The following is a 14171-nucleotide window of genomic DNA, read 5'->3' on the forward strand; positions in this document are numbered from 1 at the left end:
TCCTCGGCTCCGAGTTCCTCGGCGTCACCTGCGGTGACCTCAGCCGTTTCGGCAGCCCAGACCGTTTGGCCAGCCTGGCCGGCGTCGCCCCCGTGCCCCGGGATTCGGGCAACGTCAGCGGCAACCTGCACCGGCCCCGGCGCTACCACCGCGGTCTGCAACGCGTCTTCTATCAGTCGGCGTTGCTGAGCATCCGCCGCTGCGAGGAATCCCGCCGGTTCTACGAAAGGAAGCGCGCGGAAGGCAAGCGCCACACGCAGGCAGTCCTGGCACTGGCCCGGCGAAGGGTGAACGTGTTGTGGGCCCTGATACGTGACGGACAGTGCTACCAACGGGCGCTGCCTGTCCCGGCTGCGGCTTGACAAGCGGCATTAGGAGGTTGTGGCACCCAGGGGAGCTGGGTGTGGCTTTCATGCGGCTGCCAGCTGTGGCTCGAAAGGCTTGGCCGCCCGGCTCCCCAAGACGACTCGGCCGCCGATTGGGAAGTGCGAACAGGTCGCTGCGTAGAGCAATGCCGGCGAGGTCGTCCGTGGTACGTACTGCACGCACGACGAGCTGGAGCACGATGAGCCGGATATGGGCGGGAACCGACTGCGGCAAGACCCACCACCACTGCCTGGTGCTGGACAGCGAGGGCGCTACGCTGCTGTCGCGGCGGGTGGCCAATGACGAGCCTGAGCTGCTGAAACTCCTTGGCAACGTCCTGGACCTCGCTGACGGCCGAGCCGTCACCTGGGCCTTGGACATGACCGGCGGCGAGCCTGCACTGCTGATCGCGCTGCTCGCCAACCACGGCCAGGAGCTGCTCTACATCCCCGGCGTCGCGATCGGTCGGGCCTCGGACAGCTATCGCGGCCAGGGCAAGACCGACGCCCGGGACGCCCGCGTCATTGCCCACCAGGCTCGTATGCGGCGTGATCTCCAGCCGATCCGCCCTGATGACGATGCTGTCGTGGAACTGCGGCTGCTGACCGAGGGTCGTCTCGATTTGGTCGCCGAACGCACCCGCACCATCAACCGACTCCGGTCCCTGCTGACCGGCATGTTCCCGGCCCTGGAACGGGCCTTGGACCTGGGCACCAGCGGAGCGCCGCTGCTCCTGACGGGCTACCAGACTCCCGCTGCGATCCGGCGCACCGGCCAGCGCCGGTTGACCACCTGGCTGCGCAACCGCAAGGTCCGCGGTGCCGAAGCTCTCGCTGCAAAGGCCGTGGAGGCCGCCGAACGGCAGCACACCGCTGTCACGGGCGAGACAGCTATCGCGACGATGGTGCTCACCTTCACGAGGGAGGTGATCGCCCTCAACGACAAGATCGCCGAGGCCGACAAACTCATCGAGGGTCGGTTTCGCGAGCACGAACTCGCTGAGGTGATCCAGTCCCTGCCAGGTATCGGCACGGTGCTGGGCGCCGAGTTCCTTGTCGCAGTCGGTGGCGATCTGGACGCTTTCCCCAGCCCAGACCGCCTCGCTGCCTTCGCGGGGGTGACGCCGGCGCCGCGGGATTCGGGCAAGGTCAGCGGAAACCTCCACCGTCCTCAGCGCTATCACCGACGCCTGCAACGGGTCTTCTACACCTCGGCGCTCGTCAGCATCCAGCGTGACCCCAATTCGCGGCGTTTCTACGACAGGAAACGCACTGAAGGGAAACGTCACGTCCAGGCCGTGCTGGCCTCCAGTCACTCAGGCCGCTTGACTTACAGATTGGGAAGCCTTCCACCGTTGCCAGCCGAGCCGGCAGCCGCAGGGCAAGGGGGAGCACTAGAGTGATCTTCATTCAGTGGTGGGCCGTGGCTACCCGGGGGGAGCGGGAATGAACGACAGGGAACTGCGTCGCTACTGCGCCGATCTGGTCCAGCAACTTGACCTACCCGAGCCGTTCAACATCAACGTTCTCGTTGACCAAATCGAGGAACGCCGGGGGCGACCCATCTCCCTCGTGCCGATGCCGCTCCCCGCCGACCGCGGCCTGTGCGGCATGTGGGTCGCTACCCCCGACGTGGACTACGTCGTCTACCAGGCGAACGCCAGGAAAGCTCACCAGGGCCACATCGTCCTCCACGAAATCGGCCACATGCTCTGCGAACACGAGTCCACCCCGGCTGAGCAGGCGGAGATCTCCCGACTCCTTCTGCCGAACATCGACCCTGCGCTCGTCCGCACTGTCCTCGGGCGCACCCGTTACGAACAGAGCGAGGAAAAGGCGGCCGAGCTCGTTGCCTCGCTGATCCCCCTGCAGGCCACCAACGCCGCTCCCCGGCCGACGGCAAATCTCTCGGAAAGCGTGATCAACCTTGTTAGCCACCTCGAGCGCTCCCTTGAGCGCAGTTCCTCACAAAGGACATAGCTGAGTGCTCTTCAACGTCGTCTACGGGATGCTCTCCCTTATCACGTGGAGCGCATTCGCCTTCAAGGCCAAGGACCTTGCCCGGGACTGGGGCAATAAGGAACTGCAGCTGCTGTGCCTGGCGATCGGCACGTTCGCCGCACCGTTCGGCTTCGCTGCCCCGGCGGTGTACGTACGTGTCGATGCGCTGGTTGGCACACCCAACATCACTTCACTGATCATCTACACCACCGTGGAGATCTGCCTCACCTCATTCCTGGCCCTCCTCGTCAGCTGGTCATCTACGCAGTCGAAGGTCCGGCTCCGTCACCGGCTGATTCTCGGATACGCCATCGCCACGGTTACCACGAACTGGGTGCTGTTCTTCGTGGGGGACGCCACCGACGCATCGCACCCCCTTGACTTCGACGTCCACTACGCCAGGACCGCGTACATTTCGGAGTTCCTCCTCGTCCACCAGACCCTGTTCACGGTCAGCATGATCGGCTTGATCCGCCTCTGCGGGCGCTATTCCAAGATTGTCAGCAAGCCCTGGCTGCGCCGCGGCCTGCGCGTCGTTACCGTGGGCGCGGTCACCGGCTTGGGCTACTGCCTCCCCAAGGCCATCTCCCTCATCTGGGACAAGCTCGGCATGTCACCACTCAACTTCGTCAACTCCGTTGTCGCTCCCATGTTCGCCAGCGTCGCGGCAGCTCTCTTCGCCGTAGGGTTCACCATGCCTGCCTGGGGCGTCGGCCTCGGCAGGGTCACGGCATGGATATCCGACTACCGCACCTTCCACCGCCGCTACCCGCTCTGGCAGGCGATCACCCACGCCTTCCCCGAAGTCGTCCTCGTCGCCCCGCCGGCCTCCCGCAGGGAACTGGCACGCGACCTACCGTTCTTCCTCAGCCGCCAGGTGATCGAGATACTCGACGGTGAAATGAGGCTTCGTCCCTACCACGACGCCGAAATCAGTCGCATGGCCCGAGAAATAGTCGCCGCTCAAAACATCACCGGTGACGAGGCGGATGCCGTGACAGAAGCCGCGCAAATCGCGGCAGCCCTGCAGGCTCGGTCTGCCGGCCACGACGCGTCAGAGGGGCACGGCCCAGACTTTGACGATGTCGCCAACGGTGACCTCAACAAGGAAGGTGCTCGTCTGGCTCAGGTCGCCGAAGCCTTCAGCACCTCCAACGTCATCCCCGCCATTCTCAAGCGGCTCCAGTCGACAACAGCAGACGCATGAGCAGCACCAACCGAACCGGCAGCATCTCGTCTCTGCTCAGCGAAGCCCTCTTCGCTGACCCGCATGGCACCTATGCCCAGCTCCGCGAAACCGCCCCTGTCCGCCGCACCGTAACTCCCGACGGCGAGCCTGTATGGCTGATCACCCGGTACGCCGAGGCCCGCGCAGCTCTGGCAGATCCCCGACTCTCCCTGAACAAGGCAAACGCCAAGACCAGCGGCGAGTACAAGTCCTCCATGCCTCCTGAGCTCGACGCTCACCTGCTCAACATGGATCCGCCCGACCACACTCGCCTGCGCCGACTCGTCACGACGGTCTTCACACCACGGCGCATCGCGATCCTCCGCGACCGTATCCAGACCATGGCGGCCGACCTGCTCGACACGGAGGTCGGCCCATGCACGGACCTCATGCAGACCCTGGCCCTCCCACTCCCCATGGGTGTCATCTGTGAGCTGCTCGGCATCCCCGGGAAAGACCGTCACGACTTCAGAGCCTGGACAGACACCCTGCTCTCACCTTCACCTGAGTCGGCGACGAACTCACGCGCAGCGATGCGGCAGATGCACCAGTTCCTGACCGGGGTCATCCAGGACAAACGCAGTCACCCGGCCGAGGACCTTCTGTCAGCCCTGACCCACGCCCGGGACGAGCGGGAGGCCCTCACCGAACAGGAGCTGCTCTCACTCGCCTTCCTCACCCTGTTCGCCGGGTACGACAACGCCGTACACCTGATCGGCAACGCGACACTCGGTCTGCTGCTACACCCCGAGGTGATGGACGGCGTCCGGCACCACACCGTCCCGATCCGAGCGGTGGTCGAAGAAACCCTGCGCTGGAACCCTCCCTTCCCCCTGGGCGTGCGCCGATTCGCCCTGGAAGACATCTCAATCGGCGATACCGTCATACCGACCGGCAGCCGAGTCTGGGTCTCCATCGCCTCAGCGAACAGGGACGAACGCGAGTTCCGTTCGCCCGACGCTTTCGACCCAGGCCGCGCCCCTACCCATCTGGCATTCGGCCATGGCATCCACTACTGCCTCGGTGCGCCACTCGCGCGACTCGAAGCGGAGATCGCCATCCAAACCCTCCTCGAACGCTTCCCCGTATTGGAACTCGCCGTCCCAGCCGACGAACTGCAGTGGTGGCCGTCGTTCCACAAGCGCGGGCTTCAAAGCCTGCCCGTACGGACGCAACTACGTGAGCGGGACTGACGGGACTGTACGGTCAACGGTGGATCTTGAACGTGGAGTGACACCTGATGACAGACGTGACCGTGTCGGCTGAGGCCGTGGAGGAAGCGAAGCCGGTGGGGCTGAAGCCTGAGTCGCTGGACGACCAGTTGATCAGCCAGCTGGTCGACCGGGCCCAGGCCGACGGGATCAAGCTCACCGGCGAGGGCGGACTGCTCCAGCAGCTGACGAAGAGGATCCTCGAGTCCGCCCTCAAGGGCGAGATCACCGACCACCTCGGGCATGAGAAGCACGAGAAAACGACCTCGGGCAACACCCGCAACGGCACCCGCTCGAAGACCGTGACGACGGAGGTCGGCCCGGTCGAGATCGAGGTTCCCCGCGACCGCGAGGGCTCGTTCGAGCCGCAGATCGTGAAGAAGCGGCAGCGTCGGCTGAGCGGTGTCGACGAGATGGTGTTGTCGTTGTCCGCCCGCGGTCTGACGCACGGGGAGATCTCCGCTCACCTGGCCGAGGTCTATGGCGCCGAGGTGTCCAAGACGACCATCTCCACGATCACCGACAAGGTGATCGACGGCATGAACGAAGGGCAGAACCGGCCGCTGGACTCGGGGCGGTTTCTATCCGGTCTTGTTCATCGACTGCGTGCACGTGAAGCTGCGAGACGGCAAGGTCGCCAACCGTCCGATCTACGTCGTGCTCGCAGTCACCGTCGAAGGCACCCGCGAGATCCTCGGATTGTGGGCCGGCGACGGCGGCGAAGGCGCCAAGTACTGGCTCCAGGTTCTGACCGAGATCAAGAACCGCGGGACGGAAGGCGTCTGCATGGTCGTCTGCGACGGGCTCAAGGGCCTGCCGGACGCGATCGAGACGGTCTGACCCCAGGCGATCACGCAAACCTGCGTCGTTCACCTGATTCGGGCGTCGTTCCGTTATGCGGCCCGCCAGGACTGGGACAAGATCGCACGGGCGCTCAAGCCGATCTACACGGCCCCCACGCAGGACGTCGCGGAGGAGCGGTTCTTGGAGTTCTGTGACGCCTGGGGCAAGAAGTATCCGGCGATCGTGAGGCTGTGGGAGAACGCCTGGGCCGAGTTCGTGCCGTTCCTCCAATTCGACAGCGAGATAAGACGAGTTGTCTGCACGACCAACGCGATTGAGAGCGTGAACGCTCGGATCCGCAAGGCCGTGAGGGCCCGTGGTCATTTCCCGAACGAGCAAGCCGCGATCAAATGCGTCTCCATGGCCATCATGTCTCTCGACCCGACCGGGCAGGGACGCAAACGCTGGTCACAGCGATGGAAGGCCGCCCTGAATGCTTTCGAGATCACCTTCGACGGCCGGCTCTCCCCGCCCCCCGCTGAACCCCCAACAACCCCAGAAACACCGTTCGATTGGCTCTTCCAAGATTTTCGTAGCCGGGGATCGCCGGGTTTGGCGGAGCATCAGCTGAGCAGGATGCGCTGGCGGAGGAGCGGGAAGCCGGCCCGGCCGTAGGTCTGGCGCTTGAGCAGTTTGATCTTGTGGTTGACGCCCTCGGTGCGTCCGTTGTGCCAGGGCAGGGTGAGGGCGGCGTCGACGGCGGCCCGGTCGCGTTCCAGGCCGGTGGCGAAGGAGTGCAGGAAGGGCAGGTCGGCCGCGCGGGTCCGGGCGATCCAGGCGTTGAGCCGCCCGGGATTGCCCGGTGCGGGGGTGAGGAGTGCGGCGAAGTCGCTGACCTGGGTGGCCAGGGCGGCCATCTCCGGGCAGGCGGCGGACAGTTTGTCGCACAGCGCGGCCTGTTCCTCCTTGAGGTGGGCGGGATCGGTGAGCAGGAGTCGGGCGGTGCGCCGCGGGGAGAGGGTGGCGTGGTCGGCTTCGACGCGGCCCTGGGTGATGTAGCGGACCAGGAGGTTCTCGCTGCCGGTGTAGCCGAGTTCGCGGATCTCGGCGAGCAGGTGGGTGACGGGGACGGCGGGGTCCGTGGCCCGGCGTTTGCGCAGGTACTTGCGGTAGGGATCGACCAGAGTGGGGCGGTACTGCGGGGTCCGGATGAGCCGGTCGGGCTCACCGTGCACGCTTCACGGAACTTGTGCCAGACCCGTTCAGCGGCCCCGCCAACGCGACTCCAACTGGCCCCAGTTCACGCATGATTAGTGAAGTTCAGGCGTCGTGAAGTGGCTCCGGAGGGCGGTTTGATCTGGGACCACCGGGCGGCTGATCAGGGCGTCGGCACCCAGTAACGCCCCTGTCGCTGGCCCTGTCGATGAACTGGCCGCCGGTCCTTTCGATCACGCGTTGGGAGGCAGTGTTCGTCTCGTCGCAGGTCAGGAGGGCCTGCGTGATGGATCGAGCAGGCTCAGTCTCCTCGGATGCGGGCATGCAGGTGCATGTCGTGTCGGCCATCGTCATGGACGGCGGCGCTGCGTTTGGTGCCTTCCAGGAGGTAGCCGGACTTGGTGGCGACCCTGCACGAGGCATGGTTGCGGGTGGAGTGGTCCAGCTCCAGACGGTGGAAGCCGATCTCGTTCAGGGCCCAGGCGGTGAGCGCCCCGAGGCCGTGCGACGCGACACCGGCGCCGCGGGCGGCCGGGAGTACCCAGTAGGCCACGCCGGCTATGCCGTCGTCGAAGTCCACGCCGCGTAGTGCCAGTCGGCCGAGTACCTCGTCGCCGTCGTGGGTGATCGCCCAGTGGCCGCCCTTCTCGCGTTTCCAATCCTGGCGGTATGCGTCGAACCATTCCCGGACCTGGGCCTCGGAGGAGGGCCGCCGCGTGTGCCAGCGGCGGATCTCATCATCCTGGTAAGCAGACAGGAATGCTGGTGCGTCGGCTTCTTCCCAGGGGCGCAGCAGCAAGCCCCCGGTGGCGGGGAGCACGGGTTGAGGGGAGCCCCCGAGTAAACCGGAGGCAATGACGGGCGGCGTCGACAGAGCGCGAGTCATGCGCCATGATCGCCCGACGCTGACCACACTCGTCAACAACGAGCCGGTCGCCAGCGCGTCACGGCCGCCACGGCAGTTCGCCAGGCCCCGCGGGTTCGCGTGCTGGGCACTACTTGATCCCGTTGGTCTTGTTCGCTTTGGTGCGGGCCAGGCGGTAGGACTCCGTTCCGGTCTCGATCAGGGTGGCGTTGAAGGTGAGCCGGTCGACGATCGCCGCGCAAAGGCGCGGGTCGGTGAAGGTCTTGGACCAGCCGGTGAACGCCTCGTTGGAGGCGATCGCGATGCTGTTTTTCTCCTCTCGCTCGGTGAGAACCTGAAAGAGCATTTCGGCGCCGCGGCGGTCGAGTTCGAGGTAGCCGAGCTCGTCGATTTCGAGGAGGTCGACGCGTCCGTAGCGGGCGATGGTCTTGCCGAGCTGTTTGTCGTCGGCGGCTTCGACGAGCTCGTTCACCAGGCTGGCTGCGGTGGTGTAGCGGACGCGGTAGCCGGCCATGGCGGCCGCGGTGCCCAGGCCGATGAGCAGGTGGAACTTGCCGGTGCCGAAGTCCCCGATCAGACAGAGCGGGTAGCCCTTGGTAATCCAGTCGCAGATCGCGAGGTTGTGGATGACGGCCGGGTCGACGTTGGGGTTGGCGCGGTAGTCGAAGTCGCGCAGGGACTTCTCCCGCGGGAAATGCGCGGCGCGGATGCGGCGTTCGGCCCGGCGCCGGTCGCGGTCCTCACACTCGGCCATCAGCAGCTCGGCGAGAAAGCCTGCGTAGGACAGGCCCTCGCGTTCGGCGCGGGCGATGGTGTCGGCGGCCTGGGCTCGCATGGTGGGCAGCCTCAGCATGCGGCAGGCGGTGTCGATCGCGGCGTCGGGCGCCTGTGCGGTCAGGGCGTGATGAGCGGCAGTCATGAGGAGTCCTTCCGGCGCAGGTGGAGCAGTTCGTCCCACTGCTCCAGGCGGGGCAGGGGGCGGGCGTCTTCGGGCAGGGGCCTGGCCAGGTGGTGTGCGGTGAGGTGGCTGACCTGCGGCAGCTGCGGGTCGGCAGGCTCCGGCCGATCGGGGGTTGCCGGGGCGGCGGTGACGGTCGGGGCCCGGCCGTCGGCCTGTGCAGCCTTGCGGGCCTCCAGAGCCACCACGTCCTCGCTGCAGGTGCCCAGTGCGATGGCGGCGCGAAGGCCCGCGATCACGTCGGCGTGCTGCTGATGGCGGTGCAGGAGCAGGATCCTGACCAGGGCTTTCGTCCCGTCGATCTCGCCGAGCTGCTGCTTGGCCAGAGCCCAGAACGCTTCGTGCTCGGCGGTGAAGGTGCCCTCGGCGCGGGCCTGGTGCAGCGCCTCGGAGGCGCGCCGGGCTTGCGCAGCAGCACCTCCAGGTAGTGGTCCAGGACCAGGTGCTCCCTGCCACGTCCGGCGAGCCGGACGTGGCGGGCGATCTCGCGGCGGCCTTCGAAGACGACCAGGGTGTCGCCGGTCAGGTGGGCGGTGACCTTGCGGTCGATGAACCGGACCGGGACGGAGTAGGAACACATTTTGACGGTGATACGGCTCCCTGCCCTGTGGAGTCCGGACGTTCCTCGGGAAGCCCCCTGAGGAGCTACACGCGGCCGTCCGCCCGGCTCGTCTGCCGTGTCGACCACGTTAGCGGACCAGGCGCGGCTCCTTGTTTCTTCGATCAGTGGCCGAAGAGCGGATCCGGAGCTTCCTTGATCTGCGACCCAGCCGCGAGCTCATTCGTGGAGTAGTCGAGCCAGAGCTCGCCGGTCACTCTGCCCCTCGCGCCCAGCTGAAGTCCTGCGGTCACTGCCCACTCACGAACGCGGGCCTCGGCAAGCAGCCCGGTACGGCTGTCCCACCGGCCCACGACCGTGGTCTTGTGATGATTCCAGTAGGCGGTGACTTCGGCCTGCCGCGCCTGAGCAACCGCGAGTTCCTTCTTGATCCGCTCGTGGCGTGCCCGGTTGTTTTCCTCCCAGACGGACCGCATCTGCCGAAGCATCCGCAATCGGTCCTCACGCCCACGGCTCCCGGTGTCGAGCGGCGCCGGCTGAGGCGGCCAGACGTCGGGAGCTGTCACGCCGCTTACGGACGCTTCCAAATCTTGAGATGCGCTCACGGCGTGAGAATACGAGCGGAGTCTGACAGAGCCGCACCAATGCCCGGATAATCCATATTCGCCCGGACCGGACACCTCGTCCGGTCGCCGGAAGCATTTCCGCTGTTCACAGCACTTTCGTCAACTCGCACGCCGGGCGGAGAACGTCGCTCTGCACACACACGGCGAAATTCGACCCGGATTCAACCCGGCCGCTGATTTTCGCCGCGCCGCAGCGCTCTGACCTGGGAAAATACCGGACGGCAGCGACATTCAGATGTTACGCCGGGTTCCAATCGAGACGGCCGTCGTCGCCACCAACGGCCCGCCCACGTTCGCGACGGTTCCGCTTCGCCCAGTCCTCGGCCGACGCAAGACGGCAAAGCTGCCGTGCAACACCCCTATAAGGGATGTGTCAGCATCGAGGAGTTATCTGGTCCCGGCGCCACAGCGCATCTCCAGCCCGCATCCGAGGCATGCTCAAGTCCGGACGCCCCCCAGAAGATCCGCGTGTCGCTCCCCGACGAGCCACCCGAAGTGAGCGAGTCCGTCGCTGCCGCCCTTCTGCACCTCCTTCACGCCTTGGTCGCCGATCCCTCCCAAGCGCGCCCCGAAGCCGGAAACGGCTAGCGCGGGCGGACCCCGCTGGCTCTTCTCGCCCATTCGAGGTACGACAGACCGCCACATAACACCCGCAACGCGCTCCACGCCCTACACCCGGGGGTCTGACCGCACGTGATTCGTTTCGCCTTCGCCGGACGCTGCTCTACCGAGGACCTCCAAGATCCCGAGGCCTCCAGAAACTGGCAGCTCACCCGCGCCCTAGCCCTGATCGAGCCCGCCGGGGGCCAGATCGTTGCCGAATACTTCGACGTCGGCCACAGCCGCTCTCTGCCCTGGCAGCGCCGGCCCCGCGCCAACGAACTCCTCCAAGCACTCCGCAACCCCAACCGTGGATTCGACGCCGTCGTGATCGGAGAGCCGCAGCGCACCTTCTACGGCAACCAGTTCGGCAACACCTTCCCCGTCTTCGTCCACTTCCGAATCCCGCTGTGGGTCCCGGAGGTCGGCAGACCCATTGACCCGGACAACGAAGCCCACGACCTGGTCATGTCCGTCTTCGGCGGCATGAGCAAGGGCGAGCACAACCGCATCAAGATCCGCGTCCGGACCGCCATGGGCTCGCAGGCCCAGCTCCAGGGCCGCTATCTCGGCGGGCGGCCACCCTACGGCTACCGGATCGCCGACGCCGGACCTCACCCCAACCCCTCGAAGGCCGCCGCAGGCCAGCGCATCCACAAACTCAAGCCCGACCCCGCCGCCGCACCCGTCGTGCAGCGGATCTTCACCATGTATGTAGAGGGCATGAGCTACAGCGCCATCGCCGCCCTGCTCACCCGGGAAGGCGTTCCCTGCCCCTCCGCGCACGACGCCGCCCGCAATCCGCACCGCAAGAAGACCGCATGGCAGCAGGGTGCCGTGCGCGCCATCCTCCTCAACCCCCGCTACACCGGTCACGAGGTCTGGAACAAGCAGCGCAAGGAAGAACGCCTCCTCGACGTCGACGACGTCACCCTCGGCCACCGCACCCACATGACCCACAACCCGCCCAATGAGTGGATCCACTCCAACGAACCCGCCCACGAAGCGATCATCAGCCCCACTCTCTTCGATGCCGCCCGCACCGTGCGCACGCAGCGCGCCCGCAACCAGGGACGGCAGGAGCGCGCCGGCAAACGGGGCGCGCGCCCCTACGCTCTGCGCGGCCGGATCCGGTGCAGCCTGTGCGGGCGCAAGATGCAGCCCGCCACCATCCGCAAACGCGTCTACTACCGCTGCGAATTCAAAGAGGAAGAAGCCGCCCTCTATCCCGATCTCACCCACCCGCGCACCGTCTACCTGCGCGAAGACATCGTGTGCCAGGCCCTGGACCGGTGGATCGCCCGGGCCTTCGCCCCCGACCGGCTCTCCGCCACCATCGAAGCGCTCACCCACGCCAGCGCCGCAGCAAGCACCGCAGAGCCCCAGACCCCCGAGCAGACTCAAGCACGCCAGGCGATCAAGGAATGCGAGCGGCGGCTCGCCCGCTACCAAGCAGCCCTCGATGCCGGAGCCGACCCCGCCGTCGTCACCCAGTGGATCAACGAGACCCAGCGAGACAAGGACGCGACGCAGAAGAAGCTCGACGCGCACCCCGCCGTCACCCGGAAGAAGCAATCCCCGCTCGACGCGCGACAGATCCGGCAGATCACTGAGAGTCTTGGAGACATTGCACAGCGCATCCAAACCGCCGCCGTCGAGAAGAAAGGCCCGCTCTACGACGCCCTGGGCATCACCATCAGCTACGAACACGCAACGAGGACCGCGACCGTAAGGTCGAGGCCCTCGTCACCGTATCGTCAGTGGTTGTGTCCGAGGGGGGACTTGAACCCCCACGCCCGATAAAGGGCACTAGCACCTCAAGCTAGCGCGTCTGCCATTCCGCCACCCGGACCAGGTGTCTGTCGCCTTGCCGGGAGTGTTCCCCGCGGCGACACGGACAACAATACCAAGCTTTCGGAGTGCGTTTCACCTGCATATCCGTACGAAGACCCGGCGGCGACTCGTAAGACGGTCGCCGCGCTCGTCGTGGCGTGGCCCGGTGGCGACCGGCCGTGACCGGTGCCACCGGGGTCGGGGTCACGGCATGAGCTGGTAGTCCGGGAAGTTTCCGGGCAACCGCTCACCCGCCGGGCCCTGGGTCACCGCGCGTACCAGGAGCTCGCCGCCGACGAAGGCGCCGCGCCAGGAGGCGCCGAAGCCGCCGAACAGTTCGTCGCGGTCGCCGCGGGAGCGGGGCTTGCCGTGACCGACCTTGAACGCGCGGATCTGCGGGGCCAGCCGGTCGTAGGCGGCACGGTCGTCGGTGGAGAGGGTGGCGACCAGAGCGCCGTTGGACGCGTTCATCGCGGCGAGCAGCTCCGCCTCCGTGTCGACCAGGACGATGGTGTCGACCGGGCCGAACGGCTCCGCGTGGTGCAGCGGGGAGGAAGGGGGCGGCCCCAGGAGGGTGACCGGCTGGACGTACGCCGAGGTGTCCTGGCCGGGCAGGAAGCGGGCGTCGGACAGGCTGCCGCGGTGCAGCGGGACGGCGCCGCGGTCGATGGCCTCGGCGACCTGGGCCTGCAGCTCCGCCGCCTTGGCCGCGTTGATCACCGGCCCGAAGTCCAGCTCGGGCGGAAGGTCGTCGGGGTGTCCGACGGCCAGCGGATGGCCGACCTTGATCCTGCGGACCGCGGGCAGGTAGGCCGCCAGGAACTCGTCGAACAGGGTGCGCTGGACGACGAAGCGCGGGTATGCCGTGCAGCGCTGCTTGCCGTAGTCGAACAGCTTGGGGATGACGGCCGTGAGCGCGTCCCAGTCGGAGAAGTTCCAGATGCCCCAGGTGTTCAGCCCTTCCTGTTCAAGGACGTGCCGCTTGCCGAGGTCGGCGACGGCGGTGGCCACCGCGGCGCCGGTGTCACGGCCGCCGACGAAGGAGACGCAGCCGATCTCGGGCGCGCGGACCAGCGCCTCCGAGAGCTCGCCGCCGCTGCCGCTGACGAGGGTGACCGGGATGCCCTCGCGGGCGATCAGCGCCGAGGCCAGGGTGAGACAGGCGACGCCGCCGTCGGTCGGTGTCTTGGCGATGACCGCGTTGCCCGCGAGCGCCTGCACCAGCATGGCGTGCGCGAGCACGCTCATCGGGTAGTTCCAGCTCGCGATGTTGGACACCGGCCCGTCCAGCGGGGCCCGGCCGGCGACCATCGGCTCGATGCCGTCGACGTACCAGCGCACGCCGTCGATCGCCCGGTCGACGTCGGCCTGGGCGAGCCGCCAGGGCTTGCCGATCTCCCAGACGAGCAGCAGCGCGAGCAGTTCGCGGTGCTCGGTCAGCGCGTCGAGGGCGGCCGCGACCCGGGCCCGGCGCTCCTCCAGCGGGACATGCCGCCAGGCGCGGTGCTGGTCCAGCGAGGCCCGTACGGCCTGCTGGGCGGTGGTCCGGTCCAGCCGCGGCGCGCCCGCGATCGGGCTGCCGTCGACCGGGGTGGTCGCGGGCAGCGCCCGGCCGTCCGGCTGCCAGGCGGCACCGTGGAGGTTGAGGACGCGGTCGTCCCGGAAGGCCTCGGGGGCGACGGCCAGGCAGCGCCGCCAGGCGTCGCTCCAGGAGGTGCCGGGCTTCAGCGTGAGGGTGGGGCGGGTGGTGGTGAGCGTGGGTGCCATTCGTCTGCTCCGCTCTCGGGGCGGCGATCGGGGCGGGGTGTGGCAAGGGTCGTCCCCGACGCCTGAGCCCGCTTCGACGCGGACTCGGGCGGGGAGACACGGGCTCGCGCGGGGGGACGCGGACTCCGGCGGGGACGGGAGGCCGCGTCCGGGACGCGCT

General features: G+C 67.3%; 12 protein-coding genes, 1 tRNA gene and 2 pseudogenes. 7 read left to right on the forward strand and 8 right to left on the reverse strand.

Annotated elements, in window-relative coordinates:
- The 6 genes and pseudogenes from ACFY1J_RS34775 to ACFY1J_RS34800 all read left to right on the forward strand — a co-directional run.
- Positions 1-362 (forward strand): transposase (locus tag ACFY1J_RS34775; RefSeq protein WP_390706988.1); only part of this gene is annotated, 362 nt, incomplete at its 5' end.
- A gap of 203 nt (positions 363-565) precedes the next feature.
- A complete protein-coding gene (locus ACFY1J_RS34780) occupies positions 566-1768 on the forward strand; it encodes an IS110 family transposase (RefSeq protein ID WP_390706989.1) in 1203 nt (400 codons plus the stop codon).
- 43 nt (positions 1769-1811) lie between these two features.
- Positions 1812-2345 (forward strand): hypothetical protein, encoded by a 534-nt coding sequence (locus tag ACFY1J_RS34785; protein ID WP_390706990.1) that lies wholly within the window; start codon positions 1812-1814, stop codon positions 2343-2345.
- Between the two features lie 4 nt (positions 2346-2349).
- Positions 2350-3573, forward strand: coding sequence for an MAB_1171c family putative transporter (locus ACFY1J_RS34790; protein WP_390706991.1), 1224 nt, complete (start codon positions 2350-2352; stop codon positions 3571-3573).
- On the forward strand, positions 3570-4787 hold the full coding sequence (locus ACFY1J_RS34795) for a cytochrome P450 (protein ID WP_390732592.1): 1218 nt from the start codon (positions 3570-3572) through the stop codon (positions 4785-4787). Before ACFY1J_RS34790 ends, ACFY1J_RS34795 begins: the two co-directional genes overlap by 4 nt.
- A 56-nt stretch (positions 4788-4843) precedes the next feature.
- Positions 4844-6116 (forward strand): annotated as a pseudogene (locus ACFY1J_RS34800) (IS256 family transposase); the annotation flags it as partial.
- A 95-nt stretch (positions 6117-6211) separates the two neighbouring features.
- Here ACFY1J_RS34800 and ACFY1J_RS34805 read toward each other — a convergent pair.
- The 6 genes and pseudogenes from ACFY1J_RS34805 to ACFY1J_RS34830 all read right to left on the reverse strand — a co-directional run.
- A pseudogene (locus ACFY1J_RS34805) lies at positions 6212-6790 on the reverse strand (transposase); the annotation flags it as partial.
- Between the two features lie 314 nt (positions 6791-7104).
- Positions 7105-7689, reverse strand: a complete 585-nt coding sequence (locus ACFY1J_RS34810) for a GNAT family N-acetyltransferase (protein ID WP_390706993.1) — start codon at positions 7687-7689, stop codon at positions 7105-7107.
- A gap of 109 nt (positions 7690-7798) precedes the next feature.
- The gene (gene istB / locus ACFY1J_RS34815) at positions 7799-8587 is read right to left on the reverse strand and encodes an IS21-like element helper ATPase IstB (RefSeq protein WP_390706994.1); all 789 of its coding nucleotides are present in this window, start codon (positions 8585-8587) and stop codon (positions 7799-7801) included.
- On the reverse strand, positions 8584-8865 hold the full coding sequence (locus ACFY1J_RS34820; protein WP_390732593.1) for a hypothetical protein: 282 nt from the start codon (positions 8863-8865) through the stop codon (positions 8584-8586). The genes istB and ACFY1J_RS34820 overlap by 4 nt, the downstream gene beginning before the upstream one ends.
- Positions 8862-9314, reverse strand: coding sequence for a hypothetical protein (locus tag ACFY1J_RS34825; RefSeq protein ID WP_390732594.1), 453 nt, complete (start codon positions 9312-9314; stop codon positions 8862-8864). Before ACFY1J_RS34825 ends, ACFY1J_RS34820 begins: the two co-directional genes overlap by 4 nt.
- A 35-nt stretch (positions 9315-9349) precedes the next feature.
- On the reverse strand, positions 9350-9790 hold the full coding sequence (locus ACFY1J_RS34830; protein ID WP_390732595.1) for a hypothetical protein: 441 nt from the start codon (positions 9788-9790) through the stop codon (positions 9350-9352).
- Positions 9791-10504: 714 nt separating this feature from the next.
- On the opposite strand from ACFY1J_RS34830, the gene ACFY1J_RS34835 reads away from it, so the two are divergent.
- Positions 10505-12214, forward strand: coding sequence for a recombinase family protein (locus tag ACFY1J_RS34835; RefSeq protein WP_390706997.1), 1710 nt, complete (start codon positions 10505-10507; stop codon positions 12212-12214).
- Here the strand turns inward: ACFY1J_RS34835 and ACFY1J_RS34840 are convergent.
- Together ACFY1J_RS34840 and ACFY1J_RS34845 are read right to left on the reverse strand one after the other, a co-directional pair.
- Positions 12179-12263: transfer RNA gene (locus ACFY1J_RS34840), tRNA-Leu, on the reverse strand. The genes ACFY1J_RS34835 and ACFY1J_RS34840 overlap by 36 nt on opposite strands.
- Positions 12264-12448: 185 nt before the next feature.
- Positions 12449-14011, reverse strand: coding sequence for an aldehyde dehydrogenase family protein (locus ACFY1J_RS34845; RefSeq protein WP_390706998.1), 1563 nt, complete (start codon positions 14009-14011; stop codon positions 12449-12451).
- Between the last annotated feature and the right edge of the window lie 160 nt (positions 14012-14171).

The organism is Streptomyces sp. NPDC001406 (genome assembly GCF_042895285.1).
GTDB lineage: Bacteria > Actinomycetota > Actinomycetes > Streptomycetales > Streptomycetaceae > Streptomyces.